Here is a 15,719-nt window from a genome sequence, read left to right on the forward strand (position 1 = left end):
ATGAGCCAGGCGGCACAGAATCTGAACTGGTTGATCACGAACTTCGTGGACAACACCCCCGGGGTGTCCCACACCGTCGTGGTCTCCGCCGACGGCCTGCTGCTGGCGATGTCCGAGGGCTTCCCCCGTGACCGCGCCGACCAGCTGGCGGCCGTCGCCTCCGGTCTGACCTCGCTGACCGCGGGGGCCTCGCGGATCTTCGAGGGCGGCAGCGTCAACCAGACCGTGGTCGAGATGGAGCGCGGCTTCCTTCTCCTGATGTCCGTCTCCGACGGTTCCTCGCTGGCCGTGCTCGCACACCCGGAGTGCGACATCGGCCTCGTGGGTTACGAGATGGCCCTGCTCGTCGACCGGGCGGGCGCCGTTCTCACCCCCGATCTGCGCGCAGAACTGCAAGGCAGCCTGATGGGCTGAGCAAGCCTCACGTACCACCAGCAAGCACTGCCCTACGATTCGCGACCGCTTCCGCTCGATCCGGAGGACCCTGATGACACCGCCGCCCGCCTCGCCCGGCCCGTACGGCGCGCCCCACCATGCGTCGTACGGGGGCGAAGGCGACCAGCCGCTGGTGCGGCCGTACGCCATGACCGGTGGCCGCACCCGGCCGCGCTACCAGCTCGCCATCGAGGCGCTGGTCAGCACAAGCGCCGACCCGGGTGCGTACCAAGGGCTGCTCCCCGAGCACCAGCGCATCTGCCACCTGTGCCGCGAGCTCAAGTCGGTCGCGGAGATCTCGGCACTGCTGGCGATTCCGCTCGGCGTGGCCCGGATTCTGGTGGCCGACCTGGCGGAGGCCGGGATGGTCTCCATCCACCAGCCGAGCAGCAGCGAGGCCGGCGGACAGCCCGATGTGACCTTGCTCGAAAGGGTGCTCAGTGGACTTCGCAAGCTCTAGGCCCGGGCAGCAGGCGGCGTACGGTGGTCCGCCTGCGGCTCGTTCCACCACCTCGGCCAAGATCGTGGTGGCGGGCGGCTTCGGCGTGGGCAAGACCACGTTCGTGGGCGCGGTCTCGGAGATCAGCCCGCTGCGCACGGAGGCCGTGATGACCTCCGCGTCGGCCGGGATCGACGACCTGAGCCATGTCGCGGACAAGACCACCACCACGGTGGCCATGGACTTCGGCCGTATCACGCTGGACGACGACCTGATCCTGTACCTGTTCGGTACGCCGGGTCAGGACCGTTTCTGGTTCATGTGGGACGACCTGGTGCGCGGTGCCATCGGCGCCGTGGTGCTGGTCGACACCCGCAGGCTGGCCGACTGCTTCCCGGCGGTCGACTACTTCGAGAACAGCGGGCTACCGTTCGTCATCGCCCTCAACGGCTTCGACGGACACCAGCCCTACCGTCCGGAGGAGGTGCGCGAGGCCCTGCAGATCGGCCCCGACGCACCGATCATCACCACGGACGCCCGGCACCGTGCCGAGGCGAAGAGCGCGTTGATCACGCTGGTGGAGCACGCGCTGCTCGCTCGCCTCAAGTAAGCATTCCAGTTTGCCAGTTGTGGCACGGACCGGCTGTGTCTTTTGACACGGCCGGTCCTTGTGTTCATAACGTTTCGACAGAGAATCAAACCGGCCATGAACACAAGCTGCGCCCGGACGGTTTCACAGAGCATTCATCTCTGCACAATTTGCCACAGCTTTACCCTTATGCCCGTTTTATAGAGCGCGATTTCCGAGCGTGGGAGTTCCTGCCCATCGTTTGTAGAGCACCCCCATGGCGTGCTGGAATTCGTGGAACCCGACAGTAGTAACGGCCCCATCAGTGCCGTCGCCGAGAGGTTGTTGGTCGAGTGAGGAACACAAGGCGAGCAGAGCCGGGTCCCGCGGACCATCCGCGCGGCAACTTCACCCCGCCTGCGCGATACGGGACGACGGCCCCTGCGGCAGCGAACGAGCCGGTCAGTGAGGCGCCGGGCGATCCGGGCAGCCGCTTCGCCATGCGCAACTGGCGGGTGGCCACGCGCCTGAACGCCATCCTCCTCATCCCGGTGCTCGTCGCTCTCGTCTTCGGCGGCTTCCGGGTGCAGAGCTCGGTGCAGACCTGGCAGAAGGCCGACGACGCGGTCCGTACGGCGGAGGTGGTCCGCACCGCGGCCGCCTACGGCTTCGCACTCAACAACGAGCGCGACCTCTCGGTGGTTCCGCTGTTGCAGGGCGACACCAAGAGCAAGACGGTGACCCAGGTCCGCGCGGCGACCGACGCGGCCAAGGTGACCTTCGACAAGGCCGTCGCGCAGATGCCGAACACCGACAGCCTCCAGCGCCGTATCAAGACGGTCCGGGACGGCGAGAAGAAGCTGGCCCCACTGCGGGCCGTCGCCTACACCAACAAGGTGTCCGGCGTGCAGACCGAAGAGGGCTACATCGCCGTCCAGCACCCGCTCATGGAGCTGGCCAACGAACTCGGCTTCGGCACCACCAACATCGCCGCCTACGGCCGCACCCTCTACGCCATCTCGCTGACCCAGGCCGCCGAGTCGCTGACCCGCTCCATCGGCACGCACATCCTGGTCGAGGACCGCAGCAAGCTCGCCAAGGGTGAACTCACCACCCAGCTGACCTCCTTCGCCTCGTACGCCTATCTGCAGCAGATCGCGATCGAGGAGTACAAGGGCGGCGGCACCCCCGCCGACCTGCAGCGGCTGACGACCGAAGAGGCCGCGGCCACGAAGAAGGGCACCGCCCAGGCCAAGCAGGCCGCCGAGCAGGCCGCCGCCGCGGGCCAGACCTTCGTCGCCCCGCCGAGCATCACGAACATGATCAAGCTCATAGCCTCCGGCGCCTCGCCCAGCGTGCTGAAGACCCAGGGCGTCACCGCCGAGTCCTGGTTCGCCGCCTCGACCCTCGGCTTCGACGCCTACCGCAACATCCAGAAGGACCTGGCCGACTCGGCCTACAACGACTCGCAGGACATCGCGAACAGCGCCCGCACCGACGCCATCGTCAACTCGGCCGTCGTGCTGGTCGCGCTGATCATCGCCTTCATCGTGGCCGCCATGATGGCCCGCTCGATGAGCAACAGCATGCGCCGCCTGCGCAACGGCGCCTTCGAGGTCGCCGAACAGCGCCTGCCCGCCCTGGTCGACCAGCTGTCGCGTACGGAGCCGGGCCGGGTCGACACCCGCATCCAGCCCATCCCGATCAACTCCCAGGACGAGATCGGCGAGGTCGCCCGCGCCTTCGACCAGGTGCACCGCGAGGCCGTCCGGCTCGCCGCCGAGCAGGCACTGCTGCGGGGCAACGTCAACGCGATCTTCACCAACCTCTCGCGCCGTAACCAGGGCCTCATCCAGCGCCAGCTCACCCTGATCACCGAGCTGGAGAACAACGAGGCGGACCCGGACCAGCTCGAGAACCTCTTCAAGATGGACCACCTCGCCACCCGCATGCGGCGCAACGGCGAGAACCTCCTGGTCCTCGCCGGCGAGGAGCCCGGCCGCCGCTGGAACCAGCCGGTCCCGCTGGTCGACGTGCTCCGCGCGGCGGCCTCCGAGGTGGAGAGCTACGAGCGCATCGAGCTGGTCGGCATCCCGGAGACCGAGATCCACGGCACCGCCGTGACCGACATGGTCCACCTGCTGGCCGAGCTGCTGGAGAACGCCACCACCTTCTCCTCCCCGCAGACCAAGGTCCGGGTCACCGCGACCCGGCTGCCCGACGGCCGGGTGATGGTCGAGATCCACGACAAGGGAATCGGCCTCACCGCCGAGGACTTCGCGGACATCAACCACAAGCTGGCCGACCCGCCGACGGTGGACGCCTCCATCTCCAAGCGCATGGGCCTGTTCGTGGTCGGCCGGCTGGCCGACCGGCACGGCATCCGCGTCCAGCTCCGCCCCTCCGGCGAGCAGGCCGGCACCACCTCGCTGGTCATGCTCCCCGAGCCGATCACCCACGGTGGCGGCGGCGAGGAGATGCTGGCCCCCGAGGACGACTTCACCGTGTCCCGGATCGTCCCGCAGCACGACGAGACGTCGGAGTTCGCCGCCTACGCGCCGACCGCCGCCGAGCTCGGCTTCGACGACTCCCGCTACGACATCCAGGTCCCGGACGACGCCCGCTCCCTGGACCCCGTGGGCCGCTCCCTGATGCGCGAGGAGCGCCGCGCCCAGCTGGAGGCCAACACCGGCGAGCGCGAGCCGGAGGAGGCCGCGTACGGGCAGGCGTACGGGCAGCCCTACGAGCCGCAGCCCTACGCCTCGAACGGCTACGAGTCCAACGGCTACAGCGAGCACTCCTACAGCGAGCAGCCCTACGCCGCCCCGCAGCCCTACGAGGAGCCCGCGACCGCCGCGTACCAGGACGACTGGCCGCAGCCGACGCCGCAGGTCCAGCAGTCGTACGGCGATCCGCAGCCCCAGCCGCAGACGCAGCCCTACGAGTCCAACGGCTACGGCTACCAGGAGCAGCAGCCGCAGGAGGCGCCGCAGCCGCCGTACCAGCCGCAGGCCGTTGATTCCTCCCCAAGCGCCCCCTTTGGGGCCCCGGAGAGCGTAGGCTTCGAGCGACCGGGCCCCACCTCGAGCGTGTCCAACTCGCTGACCGACGCCGGCCTGCCGCGTCGTGACCGCAGCGGCTGGACACAGCCCGAGGAGACTCCTTCGGCGGCGGTCCCAGCGCAGGTGCAGGACGACACCTCGTCGTGGCGTTCGGCGAACGACCAGAACTGGCAGCGGGCCGAACAGGCCCGCGAGCCCAAGGCGGGCGGGGTCACCCCCTCCGGCCTGCCCCGGCGGGTCCCCAAGGCCAACCTGGTCCCGGGCACCGCCCAGCAGACTCCGCAGAGCGGCCCCCAGGTCTCTCGCAACCCGGAGGACGTCCGTGGCCGGCTGAGCAATCTGCGGCGCGGCGTCCAGCAGGGACGCACTGCGGGAACTGACACGAACGGCCAGGGCTTCGGCCCCAATCACCAGGAGCGTTAGTTGAGTCCGATGAGCCAGGCGGCACAGAACCTGAACTGGTTGATCACCAACTTTGTGGACAACACCCCCGGGGTGTCCCACACGGTTGTGGTCTCTGCCGACGGCCTGCTTCTCGCGATGTCCGAGGGCTTCCCGAGGGACCGGGCGGACCAGCTCGCCGCGGTCGCCTCGGGCCTGACCTCGCTGACCGCCGGCGCCTCCCGCATCTTCGAGGGCGGCAGCGTCAACCAGACGGTCGTGGAGATGGAACGCGGCTTCCTCTTCATCATGTCCGTCTCCGACGGTTCCTCGCTGGCCGTGCTCGCACACCCCGAGTGCGACATCGGCCTCGTGGGCTACGAAATGGCCCTGCTCGTCGACCGGGCAGGGTCGGTACTCACACCCGATCTGCGCGCTGAATTGCAGGGCAGCCTGCTCAACTAACGGACAGGCATGCGGACGTGTCTGAGTACCCATAGGGTGCTCAGACGCGTCGACCCAGCTGGAGGAGGAACCGTGGCAACGCCCCCAGGCGGAGATGAGTACGGCAATCCGCAACAGCAGCCGCCCTACAAGCGGTTCAACTTCCCCTCGGCTCCGAGCCAGGAGCCCGTCCCCGGTGCTCATGGTGCCCAGCCACGCCAGCCGCAACACCGGCAGCCGAGGATCCAGCCGTACCAGCCTCCGCAGGCTCCGCCTCCGCAGTCGACACCTCCCACCTCACGGGGCGGGTCGTCCCGGGCGGGCCGCCCCACACCGGTCGGTTCCGACCAGCAGCCGCTGGTCCGTCCGTACGCCATGACCGGTGGCCGGACCCGGCCGCGCTACCAGCTCGCCATCGAGGCACTGGTCAGCACCACGGCCGAACCGGCGCAACTGCGGGGGCAGTTGCCGGAGCATCAGCGGATCTGCATCCTCTGCCGGGAGATCAAGTCGGTCGCGGAGATCTCCGCGCTCCTCTCCATCCCCCTCGGCGTTGCCCGAATCCTCGTCGCCGACCTGGCCGAGGCCGGCCTCGTCGCTATCCACCAGCCCGGTGGCGACGAAGCCTCGGGCGGCCAGCCAGACGTGACACTGCTCGAAAGGGTGCTCAGTGGACTTCGCAAGCTCTAGCGGTCCTCCAGCTCGCTCAACCACCTCCGCGAAGATTGTGGTGGCGGGCGGCTTCGGCGTGGGTAAGACCACGTTCGTCGGTGCCGTATCGGAGATCAACCCGCTGCGCACCGAAGCCGTGATGACGTCGGCATCCGCCGGTATCGACGACCTGACGCACGCGCCGGACAAGACCACGACCACCGTGGCCATGGACTTCGGCCGTATCACGCTCGACGAGGACCTGATCCTCTACCTGTTCGGCACCCCGGGCCAGGACCGTTTCTGGTTCATGTGGGACGACCTGGTGCGTGGCGCGATCGGTGCGGTCGTGCTCGTCGACACCCGCCGGCTCGCCGACTGCTTCCCGGCGGTCGACTACTTCGAGAACAGCGGCCTGCCGTTCGTCATCGCCCTCAACGGCTTCGACGGCCAGCAGCCCTACAAGCCCGAAGAGGTCCGCGAGGCCCTGCAGATCGGCCCCGAGGCGCCGATCATCATCACCGACGCCCGCCACCGCGGCGAGGCGAAGAGCGCGCTGATCACGCTGGTCGAGCACGCGCTGATGGCACGGCTGCGGTAGCCCCGGCGGTACGACGCGAAAGGCCCCGCACGCTGTGTGCGGGGCCTTCGCGCTGCTGTGGTGACGGTCAGCTGCGCCAGCTGTGCGGGGCGGCGAAGCCGGACTGCCGCTCCAGCCGGCGCCAGCCGGCCACGGAGCGCGGCTTGACATAGTCCTCGGTGTCCTGGCCGGTCGCCGCCGCGCGGGCCAGCAGGACCGCGGTCAGGGCCGCCAGCTCCTCGTCGCTGGCCTGGCCCTTCTCGACACGGACGAACGTGCTGTCAGTAGGGGTGCTCACAGTGGTCGTTCTCCCTTACTGGGGCGGGTTGCCGTGCTTGCGCGACGGCAGGTCGGCGTGCTTGGTGCGCAGCATCGCGAGCGAGCGGATGAGGACCTCTCGGGTCTCCGCCGGGTCGATCACGTCATCCACCAGGCCACGCTCAGCGGCGTAGTAAGGGTGCATGAGCTCGCTCTTGTATTCCTTGACCATCGCGATCCGCATGGCGTCGGGGTCGTCGGCCTCGGCGATCTGCTTGCGGAAGATGACGTTGGCGGCGCCCTCTGCGCCCATCACCGCGATCTCGTTGGTGGGCCAGGCGTAGGTGAGGTCGGCACCGATGGACTGGCTGTCCATGACGATGTACGCACCTCCGTAGGCCTTCCGCAGGATCAGTGAGATCCGGGGCACGGTGGCGTTGCAGTACGCGTACAGCAGCTTGGCGCCGTGCCGGATGATGCCACCGTGCTCCTGGTCGACGCCCGGTAGGAAGCCGGGGACGTCCAGAAGAGTGACGAGCGGGATGTTGAAGGCGTCGCACATCTGCACGAAGCGGGCGGCCTTCTCGCTGGCCTCGATGTCGAGGACGCCGGCGAGGGAGGCGGGCTGGTTGGCGATGATGCCGACGACCTGGCCGTCGAGGCGGGCCAGGGCGACGATGATGTTGGTCGCCCAGCGCTCGTGGATCTCCAGGTAGTCGCCGTCGTCGACGAGCTCCTCGATCACCTTGTGCATGTCGTAGGAGCGGTTGCCGTCCGCCGGGACCAGGTCCAGCAGCACGTCGCCGCGCCGGTCGGCGGGGTCGGACGTGGGGGCGGCGGGCGGGTTCTCCCGGTTGTTCTGCGGGAGCATCGACAGCAGGTAGCGGACCTCTTCGATGCAGGTCTGCTCGTCGTCGTACGCGAAGTGCGAGACACCGGAGACCTCGGAGTGGACGTCGGCGCCGCCGAGGCCGTTCTGGGAGATCTTCTCGCCGGTCACGGCCTGGACGACGTCCGGGCCCGTGATGAACATCTGCGAGGTCTCGCGGACCATGAAGACGAAGTCGGTCAGCGCCGGGCTGTAGGCCGCGCCGCCCGCGCACGGGCCGAGCATCACGGAGATCTGCGGGATGACGCCGGAGGCGCGGGTGTTGCGCTGGAAGATGCCGCCGTAGCCGGCGAGCGCGGAGACGCCCTCCTGGATACGGGCGCCGGCGCCGTCGTTGAGCGAGACCAGGGGGGCACCGGCCGAGATGGCCATGTCCATGATCTTGTGGATCTTGGTGGCGTGGGCCTCGCCCAGCGCCCCGCCGAAGATCCGGAAGTCGTGTGCGTATACGAAGACCGTGCGGCCGTGGACGGTGCCCCAGCCGGTGATCACTCCGTCGGTGTACAGCCTCTTCGCCTCCAGGCCGAAGCCGGTGGCGCGGTGCCGGCGCAGCGGCTCGACCTCGTTGAACGAGCCCTCGTCGAGGAGCAGGTCGATACGCTCGCGAGCCGTCAGCTTGCCCTTGGCCTTCTGGGCCTCGGTGGCACGGTCGCTGGGTCCACGCCGGACCTGCTCGCGGATGGCGTGCAGTTCTGCCACCCGGCCACGGGCGTCGTTCGCCTCGGCTGCGGGCTCGGCCGGCACTTCGTCCAAAACGGTCATGACATCGACCTTACGAGCGATGCCCCTCAAAAATCGGCGTCGACTCCGCACAGACTCCGACCCCACTTCATGGAGCATCTGGACAGAACCAACACAAGAAAGGCCCCGCGCGATGGGCGCGGGGCCGATTCTTTGTATCGTTCGTCCTACTGGGCGTTACCTCCCGGCAACAGCCGCGCCAAGTGCGAGGACACGGCGAGCGTCCTCCACATGGAGGTTCTCGATCATCCGTCCGTCGACCGTGACGACGCCCCGACCCTCTGCCTGGGCCTCCTCGAAGGCGGCGATGATGCGGCCGGCCTTGTCGATTTCCTCCTCCGAGGGCGCGAAGGCGTTGTTGCAGATCTCCACCTGCTTGGGGTGGATCAGCGTCTTGCCGTCGAAGCCGAACTGGCGGCCCTGTACGCACTCCGCCTCGAAGCCGGTCAGGTCGGTGACGTCGTTGTAGACCCCGTCCAGGATCACCTTGCCGGCCGCCCGGGCGGCCAGGAGGGCGAGGGACAGCCCGGTGAGCAGCGGGGCCCGGCCCGGGACGTGCTCGGCGTGCAGCTCCTTGGCGAGGTCGTTGGTGCCCATGACCAGGACGGTGAGCCGCTCGCTCGCCACCGCGATCGCGCGGGCGTCCAGCATCGCCTGCGGGGTCTCCACCATGGCCCAGATCGCCGTCCGGTCCGGGGCCCCGGCGGCTTCGAGGGCCCGCTCGACGGCGTGCACCGTCTCCGGCGAGTCCACCTTGGGGACCACCACGGCGTCCGGGCCGGCCTCGGCGGCGGCCCGCAGGTCGTCCTCGTGCCAGGGGGTGCCGGGGGAGTTCACCCGGATGGTGACCTCCCGGTAGCCGTACTCGCCGGAGGCGGCCGCGGCCGCGACGCGCTTGCGGGCATCGGCCTTGGCGTCGGGGGCGACGGAGTCCTCCAGGTCGAGGATCAGCGCGTCCGTCGGGATGGTCTTGGCCTTCTCCAGGGCGCGCTCGTTGGCGCCGGGCATGTAGAGCACGGACCGGCGGGGCCGGAGGATGGCGTTGGCGTCGGTCATGTCAGCTCTGCTCCTTGTACGCGTCCTTGTACGCGGCTTCGTACGCCTCGGCCAGCTCGGGGTCCCGGGCGGAGAGTGCGTCGGCCAGCTCGACGACCACCCGGCACTGCTTGAAGGTGGCGTCGTCCTGCATCTTCCCGTCGATCATCACCGCTCCGGTGCCGTCGCCCATGGCGTCGATCACCCTGCGGGCCCACGCGACCTCGGCGGGGTCCGGCGAGAAGACCTTCTTGGCGATGTCGATCTGCACCGGGTGCAGGCTCCAGGCGCCGACGCAGCCCAGGAGGAAGGCGTTGCGGAACTGGTCCTCGCAGGCGAGGGTGTCCTTGATGTCCCCGAACGGACCGTAGTACGGCAGGATCCCGTGGGCGGCGCAGGCGTCGACCATGCGGGCGATGGTGTAGTGCCACAGGTCCTGCTGATAGGTCAGCCGGGGCAGGTCGAGGTCGGGGCGCTTGGGGTCCTCGCGGACCAGGTATCCCGGGTGCCCGCCGCCCACGCGGGTGGTCTTCATGCGCCGGCTCGCCGCGAGGTCGGCGGGGCCGAGGGAAATGCCCTGCATGCGGGGGCTGGCCCCGGCGATCTCCTCGACGTTCGCCACTCCCCCGGCGGTCTCCAGGATCGCGTGGACCAGGATGGGGCGGTCGATGCGGGCCTTCGCCTCGAGCTGGGCGAGGAGCCGGTCCACGTAGTGGATGTCCTCGGCGCCCTCCACCTTGGGCACCATCACGACGTCCAGCTTGTCCCCGATCTCGGTGACCAGCGTCAGCAGGTCGTCCAGCGCCCAGGGCGAGTCCAGGCTGTTGATCCGCGTCCACAGCTGCGTCTCGCCGAAGTCGGTGGCCTTGGCGATCCGCACCAGGCCCTCGCGCGCGGCCTCCTTGCGGTCGGCCGCGACGGCGTCCTCCAGATTGCCGAGCAGGACGTCCACCTTCGCCGCGATGGAGGGGACCTTCGCCGCCATCTTCTCGTTGCTCGGGTCGAAGAAGTGGATCATCCGCGACGGCCGGAACGGCACCTCCCGTACGGGGTCAGGAGCCCCCACGGCCAGCGGTCGGAAGAAGTCCTTCGCGGAACGCATGCGATCTCCCAGGTCGGTTCGAGGGTGGGGAGCGTACGGCCGACACTTTATGGCCGCGGGGGTGATTACGTTACTGGTCAGTACGTGTGCTGTTGGTCACCGGCGCTTCGGTACGGTCGCTGTCATGTCTGCCACCGCATCCGTGCACTCCCTGACGTATTACCCCGTGAAAGGCTGCGCCGGCGTCTCCGTCGCCGTGGCGGATGTCACGGAGACCGGCCTGGACCACGACCGTACGTTCATGGTCGTGAGCGAGGAGGACGGCGCCTTCCGCAGCCAGCGCAACGACCCGCGGCTCGCCGTCGTCGGGGTCGAGGTGCTCGACGAGGGCAAGCGGCTGCGGCTGACGGCCCCGGGGGCGGACGCGCTGGACCTGGACGTGGCCCTGGACGGCGAACGGCGTGAGGTCAGCCTCTTCGGGCGGCCCATGGGTGAGGCCGTGGACCAGGGGCCGCGCGTCGCCGACTGGTTCTCGGGCTTCCTGGGCGCCCCTTGCCGCCTGGTGCGGGTACGCCCCGGCTTCGACCGCGACGGCTGGGGCGAACACTCCCCCGGAGCTTCGCCTGGGAGGTACCCCCACGGCAAGGTCAACTTCGCGGACGCCCACGCCCTCTCGGTCACCTCCCTCGCCTCCCTCGACGCGCTCAACGCGCGCATCCTCGAGCGCGGCGCCGACCCCGTGCCCATGGACCGCTTCCGCCCCAACATCGTCATCACCGGCTGGCCCGACCCCCACACCGAGGACCGCTTCCGCCACATGACCCTCGGCACGGTCGGCCTCGGCTACTCCGTCCGCGCCATGCGCTGCGCCGTGCCGATGGTCGACCAGGCCACCGGTCGTACCGCCGGCCCCGAGCCGATCCGCACCCTGGCCGGCTACCGCCGCGAGCCGGACTACGACGGCAAGGTGAGCTTCGCGACCAAGGCGGCGGTGCTGCGGGCCGGGGCGATCGCGGTCGGCGACGAGGTGCACGTTCAGGTCTGGGAGGACGGCGTCCAGCGGTAGGTCAGCTGCGGGAGGTTCTCCATGTTGGCGCTGCCGTCGTTGGTCTCGGTGACGGTGAAGCCGTGGCGTTCGTAGAAGGCGCGCGCGTCGGTGTTCTGCCGGAACACATGCAGGGACAGGCCCGCGGGACTGTGCCGCCTGACCTCGTCCAGCAGCAGAGTGCCGATGCCCTGGCGGCGGGCGTCCGGGAGCAGATAGAGCTGGTCCAGCAGATCCTCGTCCTCCAGCGCCGCGAAGCCGAGCGCTTGTCCATCCCGCTCGGCCAGCCAGACGCGGCACTCCTTGAGCACGACGTTCTCCACCCACCGCTGCACTTCGGCATCACTGCGCTTGCGGGGCGGCAGGTACGGCATGGTCGCCTCCCGCGAGGTGATGTGGATGCGGGCGATCGCGGCCGCGTCGGCGGGGGTCGCGGGCCGAATGCGGGGCGTCGTCGTCACGTCAGAATCCCCCCACACATCCGCAGGCGCCCACCGCGCGGCACGACGGCCGGAGGCCGGCGCAGCGGCCCGAAGCCCGCGCAGCGGCGCGAGGGACGCAAGGAGAAGGGGCGGGCATGGTCGCCTCCCGCGAGGTGATCTGGATGAGGGCGATGGCGGCCGCGTCGGCGGGGGTCGCGGGCCGAATGCGGGGCGTCGTCGTCACGTCATGAACGTATGGCAGCATGCGCGGGTGAGCGAACGAATAAGGCTGGTCATCTTCGACTGCGACGGCGTCCTCGTCGACAGCGAGCGGATCGCCGTGCGCGTCCTGACCACCATGGGCCCGGAGTTGGGCTGGACGCTCACCGAGGCCGAGATCATCAGCCGCTTCATCGGCCGCGATGCCCGGGCCATGTCCGACCAGGTCACCGAACGCCTCGGCCCCGGCACCGCCGAGCCCTGGCTGGCCCGGTTCCGCGAGCTGCACGCCGAGTTCGTGGACGCCGGGCTCACCGTGGTCGACGGCATCCGTCAGGCGCTGGCCGGGGTCGCCGCCCTCGGGCTGCCCACCTGCGTCGCCTCCAGCGGCGGCCACGCCAAGATGCGCCACACCCTGGGCCGTACGGGCCTGTACGACACCTTCGCCGGCCGCATCTTCAGCGCCCAGGACGACCCCGAGGTCACCGTCGGCAAGCCCGCGCCCGACCTCTTCCTCCACGCCGCCCGCACGATGGGCATGGACCCGGCCGCCTGCGTCGTCGTCGAGGACAGCCGCCCGGGCATCCTCGCCGCCCGGGCCGCCGGCATGCGTTCCTTCGGCTACGCGGGCGGGATCACCCCGGCCGCGTCGCTCGAAGGCCCGGACACGGTCGTCTTCGACGACATGCGGAAGCTGCCGGAGTTGCTGAGCGAATGATCACGATCCCGGCCGAGCGCCACCTCGTACGGATCCGTCGATCGATCCCCCACGCCGATCCGATCGAGGGCTTCGTTCTCGACGTGAGCGAATCCTGGACCCTGCTCGCCCGGTGCGTCGACCTCCGGCTCGACGGTTGGACCGCGGTCCGTACTGCCGACATCACGCGCGTCAAGCGGCTCGGTGGCGGTGACTCGATGACTGTGCGGGTCCTCGATGCCTGCTGGATCGGCGCCCCGGTCGGCTTCGGCCGCAAGACCCTGCGCCTCCACGAGGTCGACCTGGACGCCGAATGGCACGACGCGCCACGCAAGCATCGCTTGAAGGACCTCACCCGGATCGACTGCGGCGGCCACTACGTCGAGACCCTGCGGGAGTTCGCGGGGGCCGTGCCTACCCCAGCGTGACGACCGCCCTGTGGGTGGCGCCCGCCGTGCCGGGGGTGACGGTCAGGGACAGGGAGGAGCCGGTGGAGTTGACGGTGACGGTGGAGTCCTTGGACGTGACGGCGGTGACGGCGCGGGCCCAGGTGAGGTCGATGGTGGTGGCCTCGCGCTTGGGGTCGGAGACGCAGATGGTCGCGGTGGAGCCGGTGACGCGGATGAGGACGCTCGCGGGGGCGGAGACGGTGACGGCGCCGACGGTGCCGGCGTACCAGAAGTTGATGCCGGTGTAGCCGAGGGAGGGGACGCTGACGCCCTGCTGGGTGTCGGTGTTGGCGAGGACGGTGAGCCAGGAGGTGGCGGCGGCGCGGGCGGCCGTGGTGGTCGTGGTGGCGCCGGGCATGAGGATGTAGGCGTAGGTGGCGGCGGCCGGGGCGGTGCCGTGGGGGAACCAGAGGGTGAGGTAGCGGCGGGTCAAGGACGTGGTGGCGCTGGTGGTGTTGATGTCGGACCAGGCGCCGGTACGGGCCTCGCGCAGGGCGTTGACGGTGGCGCCGCCGGGGAAGACGTAGCCGCCGAAGCCGCTGATCTGGGCCCATGTGGCCGAGGTGAAGGCGCCGGTCCAGCCGAGGGTGGTGGACTGGGCGGTGCCGTCGACGGTGAGGGCGTGGGTGCCGGAGGGCCCGAGGTTGCGGTTGTCGACGACGGTTTCGACGGCGGTGCCGTCGGTGCAGGTGATGCCCGCGCCGAGGCAGATGATCGAGTCGTCGACGCAGAACCACGACTTCTTCGCGACGAGGGTGCTGGACAGCCCCTTCACGTACTGGCCGATGGCCGCGTACTCGCCGTCGGTGGTGCCGCCGACCCACTTCACGTCGGGCCGGGCCGCGCCCCACGTACCGCCGGCGCCGTCGGCGAGGGCGAGCCTGGAGACGGTCGTGCCCGGGAGGCGGTAGGGGTCGACGGTGGGCCAGAAGGCGTCGCTGTACTGGCCGTTGGCGTAGGTGGAGCCCCACCAGTAGAGCATTCCGTCGCCGGTGTGCCAGCCGCGCAGGTTCTCGCCGTTGCCGTTCTCGTAGTACGTCATGCGGTTGGAGGCCATGCTGATGCTCGCCGCCCAGCCGGCACGGCGGTGGACGGCACGGTCCATGGACGGGAAGAGCCGGTGGGCGACCGGCTCTGCGGTGGCGGTGACGGAGGAGGTGGAGTTGATGGTCTGCAGGCGGTACAGGTCGGCGACGCCGAGCTTGGGGTCGGTGAGGACGGCGCTGTAGTAGTCGCGGGCGATCCAGCCCTTGACCAGGCCCTTCCAGGTGGCGCTCTCGGTGGCGGAGGCGCTTTCCGCGAGCAGCGCGACGGAGGAGATGATGCCGTGGCCGCGAAGGTGGTCGTCCAGCTGGGTGGCGGTGGCGTCGGAGATCTGGATGCCGCGGCTGATGGCGCGGCCGGCGACGCCGTCCATGACCAGGCCGTTGTAGATGAAGGGCGCGTACGCGGCCTGGACGGCGTCGAAGACGTTCTGGACGCCGCTGTCGGTGACCGCCCAGGTCGAGCCGGAGAGCAGGGCGAGCAGCCGGGCCAGGCCGTCGATCATCACGGCGCCGTACGAGCCGGTGTAGGGGACGTACGTGTGCTGGACGAAGGAGCCGTCGGCGTAGAGGCCGTCGCCGGTGGTGACGTACGGGAAGACGGGGGTGAGGGCGTCGCGGGCGGTGACGAGCTTGGCGGAGGACGTGGCGAGGATGCCGCGCAGCGCGAGGACGCGGCAGAGGTCGACGCGGTTGGCGCCGGTGCTGGTGCCGGAGTAGGTGGCGACGGCGGAGTCGGGGACGAAGTGGTCGACGGCGGCGACATAGTCGGCCAGTTGGGCCGACGACAGGGAGGGGTGGACGATCGTGGCGATGTCGAGCAGCTTCTGCGGCGAACCGATCTGCCAGTCCCACCAGTTGCCGTATGAGGTGGTGGATTCGTTGTAGGCCTGGGTGTAGAGGTGGTCCAGCCCCGTGATGACGTCGGCGAGCAGCGTCGAGTCGCCGGTCAGACCGGTGGCGGGCTGTGCGTAGGCCTGAGCCATCGTCAGGAGGCGTGCGTAACTTGTGGTGATGGAGCTGGACGTGCTGAGGGGCAGGTCGGACCAGAGGGAGCCGGTGGCGGGCGCCATGCTCGACCGGAAGGTCGTGGCGCTGGTGCCGAGGGCGGCGAGTTTGGTGGAGTAGGGGGCCGCGGTGGAGTCGAATCCGCTGCCGAGCATCAGGGTCTTCCAGCGCGTGCGGAGGGTGTCGTACGCGTCCGCCGCGAAGGCCGGCCCGGCGGCGGCGCCGGCCATGGGGAGGGCGAGGGCCGTACCGGCGAGCAGTTGGAGGATGGTGCGGCGGGACCAGGCGGGAGACATGTCGGGGGGACCTCC

The 15,719-nt window shown here is 69.8% G+C and carries 16 protein-coding genes; 10 read left to right on the plus strand and 6 right to left on the minus strand.

What is annotated here, in order from left to right; genetic code table 11:
• From ACFXJ5_RS29205 to ACFXJ5_RS29235, 7 genes are all read left to right on the plus strand, one after another.
• Window positions 1-414 carry a roadblock/LC7 domain-containing protein gene (locus ACFXJ5_RS29205; protein WP_018562063.1) on the plus strand — a complete coding sequence of 138 codons (414 nt, stop codon included), beginning with the start codon at window positions 1-3 and terminating at the stop codon, window positions 412-414.
• Between the two features lie 73 nt (window positions 415-487).
• Entirely contained in the window at window positions 488-895 is a 408-nt protein-coding gene (locus ACFXJ5_RS29210) for a DUF742 domain-containing protein (RefSeq protein WP_384637362.1), read from the plus strand.
• A complete protein-coding gene (locus ACFXJ5_RS29215; RefSeq protein WP_127356428.1) occupies window positions 876-1,484 on the plus strand; it encodes a GTP-binding protein in 609 nt (202 codons plus the stop codon). Before ACFXJ5_RS29210 ends, ACFXJ5_RS29215 begins: the two co-directional genes overlap by 20 nt.
• Window positions 1,485-1,942: 458 nt before the next feature.
• Window positions 1,943-4,927: a nitrate- and nitrite sensing domain-containing protein gene (locus ACFXJ5_RS29220; protein ID WP_384637365.1), complete on the plus strand. Its 2,985-nt coding sequence runs from the start codon at window positions 1,943-1,945 to the stop codon at window positions 4,925-4,927.
• Window positions 4,928-4,936: 9 nt separating this feature from the next.
• A complete protein-coding gene (locus ACFXJ5_RS29225) occupies window positions 4,937-5,350 on the plus strand; it encodes a roadblock/LC7 domain-containing protein (RefSeq protein ID WP_098749732.1) in 414 nt (137 codons plus the stop codon).
• 72 nt (window positions 5,351-5,422) lie between these two features.
• Complete coding sequence (locus tag ACFXJ5_RS29230; RefSeq protein ID WP_384637368.1) at window positions 5,423-6,019, plus strand: DUF742 domain-containing protein; 597 nt, start codon at window positions 5,423-5,425, stop codon at window positions 6,017-6,019.
• On the plus strand, window positions 6,000-6,581 hold the full coding sequence (locus ACFXJ5_RS29235; RefSeq protein ID WP_127356425.1) for a GTP-binding protein: 582 nt from the start codon (window positions 6,000-6,002) through the stop codon (window positions 6,579-6,581). Before ACFXJ5_RS29230 ends, ACFXJ5_RS29235 begins: the two co-directional genes overlap by 20 nt.
• 67 nt (window positions 6,582-6,648) lie before the next feature.
• Here ACFXJ5_RS29235 and ACFXJ5_RS29240 read toward each other — a convergent pair whose 3' ends face one another.
• From ACFXJ5_RS29240 to ACFXJ5_RS29255, 4 genes are all read right to left on the minus strand, one after another.
• Complete coding sequence (locus ACFXJ5_RS29240) at window positions 6,649-6,858, minus strand: acyl-CoA carboxylase epsilon subunit (RefSeq protein ID WP_127356424.1); 210 nt, start codon at window positions 6,856-6,858, stop codon at window positions 6,649-6,651.
• Between the two features lie 15 nt (window positions 6,859-6,873).
• Complete coding sequence (locus ACFXJ5_RS29245) at window positions 6,874-8,469, minus strand: acyl-CoA carboxylase subunit beta (protein ID WP_384637371.1); 1,596 nt, start codon at window positions 8,467-8,469, stop codon at window positions 6,874-6,876.
• A gap of 156 nt (window positions 8,470-8,625) precedes the next feature.
• A complete protein-coding gene (locus ACFXJ5_RS29250; RefSeq protein WP_384637374.1) occupies window positions 8,626-9,504 on the minus strand; it encodes an HpcH/HpaI aldolase/citrate lyase family protein in 879 nt (292 codons plus the stop codon).
• Between the two features lies 1 nt (window position 9,505).
• Entirely contained in the window at window positions 9,506-10,585 is a 1,080-nt protein-coding gene (locus tag ACFXJ5_RS29255) for an HpcH/HpaI aldolase/citrate lyase family protein (protein WP_384637377.1), read from the minus strand.
• Between the two features lie 124 nt (window positions 10,586-10,709).
• Here ACFXJ5_RS29255 and ACFXJ5_RS29260 point away from each other — a divergent pair, with 124 nt between their 5' ends.
• Complete coding sequence (locus ACFXJ5_RS29260; RefSeq protein ID WP_384637379.1) at window positions 10,710-11,591, plus strand: MOSC domain-containing protein; 882 nt, start codon at window positions 10,710-10,712, stop codon at window positions 11,589-11,591.
• Here ACFXJ5_RS29260 and ACFXJ5_RS29265 read toward each other — a convergent pair.
• A complete protein-coding gene (locus ACFXJ5_RS29265) occupies window positions 11,561-12,031 on the minus strand; it encodes a GNAT family N-acetyltransferase (RefSeq protein ID WP_384637381.1) in 471 nt (156 codons plus the stop codon). The two genes, ACFXJ5_RS29260 and ACFXJ5_RS29265, sit on opposite strands and share 31 nt — an antisense overlap.
• Before the next feature lie 232 nt (window positions 12,032-12,263).
• Here ACFXJ5_RS29265 and ACFXJ5_RS29270 point away from each other — a divergent pair, with 232 nt between their 5' ends.
• Together ACFXJ5_RS29270 and ACFXJ5_RS29275 are read left to right on the plus strand one after the other, a co-directional pair.
• The gene (locus tag ACFXJ5_RS29270) at window positions 12,264-12,929 is read left to right on the plus strand and encodes an HAD family hydrolase (protein ID WP_384637383.1); all 666 of its coding nucleotides are present in this window, start codon (window positions 12,264-12,266) and stop codon (window positions 12,927-12,929) included.
• On the plus strand, window positions 12,926-13,336 hold the full coding sequence (locus ACFXJ5_RS29275) for a hypothetical protein (RefSeq protein ID WP_384637385.1): 411 nt from the start codon (window positions 12,926-12,928) through the stop codon (window positions 13,334-13,336). Before ACFXJ5_RS29270 ends, ACFXJ5_RS29275 begins: the two co-directional genes overlap by 4 nt.
• On the opposite strand, the gene ACFXJ5_RS29280 is transcribed toward ACFXJ5_RS29275, so the two are convergent.
• A complete protein-coding gene (locus ACFXJ5_RS29280; RefSeq protein WP_384637387.1) occupies window positions 13,323-15,704 on the minus strand; it encodes a polysaccharide lyase 8 family protein in 2,382 nt (793 codons plus the stop codon). The two genes, ACFXJ5_RS29275 and ACFXJ5_RS29280, sit on opposite strands and share 14 nt — an antisense overlap.
• Window positions 15,705-15,719: the final 15 nt, after the last annotated feature.

The sequence above is a fragment of the Streptomyces sp. NPDC059373 genome (genome assembly GCF_042751495.1).
GTDB lineage: Bacteria > Actinomycetota > Actinomycetes > Streptomycetales > Streptomycetaceae > Actinacidiphila.

Excerpts from the sequence above, each read along its gene's own strand:
- ACFXJ5_RS29245 (WP_384637371.1), bottom strand. The coding sequence starts at position 8,469 with ATGACCGTTTTGGACGAAGTGCCGGCCGAGCCCGCAGCCGAGGCGAAC.
- ACFXJ5_RS29250 (WP_384637374.1), bottom strand. The coding sequence starts at position 9,504 with ATGACCGACGCCAACGCCATCCTCCGGCCCCGCCGGTCCGTGCTCTAC.
- ACFXJ5_RS29260 (WP_384637379.1), top strand. The coding sequence starts at position 10,710 with ATGTCTGCCACCGCATCCGTGCACTCCCTGACGTATTACCCCGTGAAA.
- ACFXJ5_RS29205 (WP_018562063.1), top strand. The coding sequence starts at position 1 with ATGAGCCAGGCGGCACAGAATCTGAACTGGTTGATCACGAACTTCGTG.
- ACFXJ5_RS29275 (WP_384637385.1), top strand. The coding sequence starts at position 12,926 with ATGATCACGATCCCGGCCGAGCGCCACCTCGTACGGATCCGTCGATCG.
- ACFXJ5_RS29210 (WP_384637362.1), top strand. The coding sequence starts at position 488 with ATGACACCGCCGCCCGCCTCGCCCGGCCCGTACGGCGCGCCCCACCAT.
- ACFXJ5_RS29280 (WP_384637387.1), bottom strand. The coding sequence starts at position 15,704 with ATGTCTCCCGCCTGGTCCCGCCGCACCATCCTCCAACTGCTCGCCGGT.
- ACFXJ5_RS29225 (WP_098749732.1), top strand. The coding sequence starts at position 4,937 with ATGAGCCAGGCGGCACAGAACCTGAACTGGTTGATCACCAACTTTGTG.
- ACFXJ5_RS29255 (WP_384637377.1), bottom strand. The coding sequence starts at position 10,585 with ATGCGTTCCGCGAAGGACTTCTTCCGACCGCTGGCCGTGGGGGCTCCT.
- ACFXJ5_RS29220 (WP_384637365.1), top strand. The coding sequence starts at position 1,943 with ATGCGCAACTGGCGGGTGGCCACGCGCCTGAACGCCATCCTCCTCATC.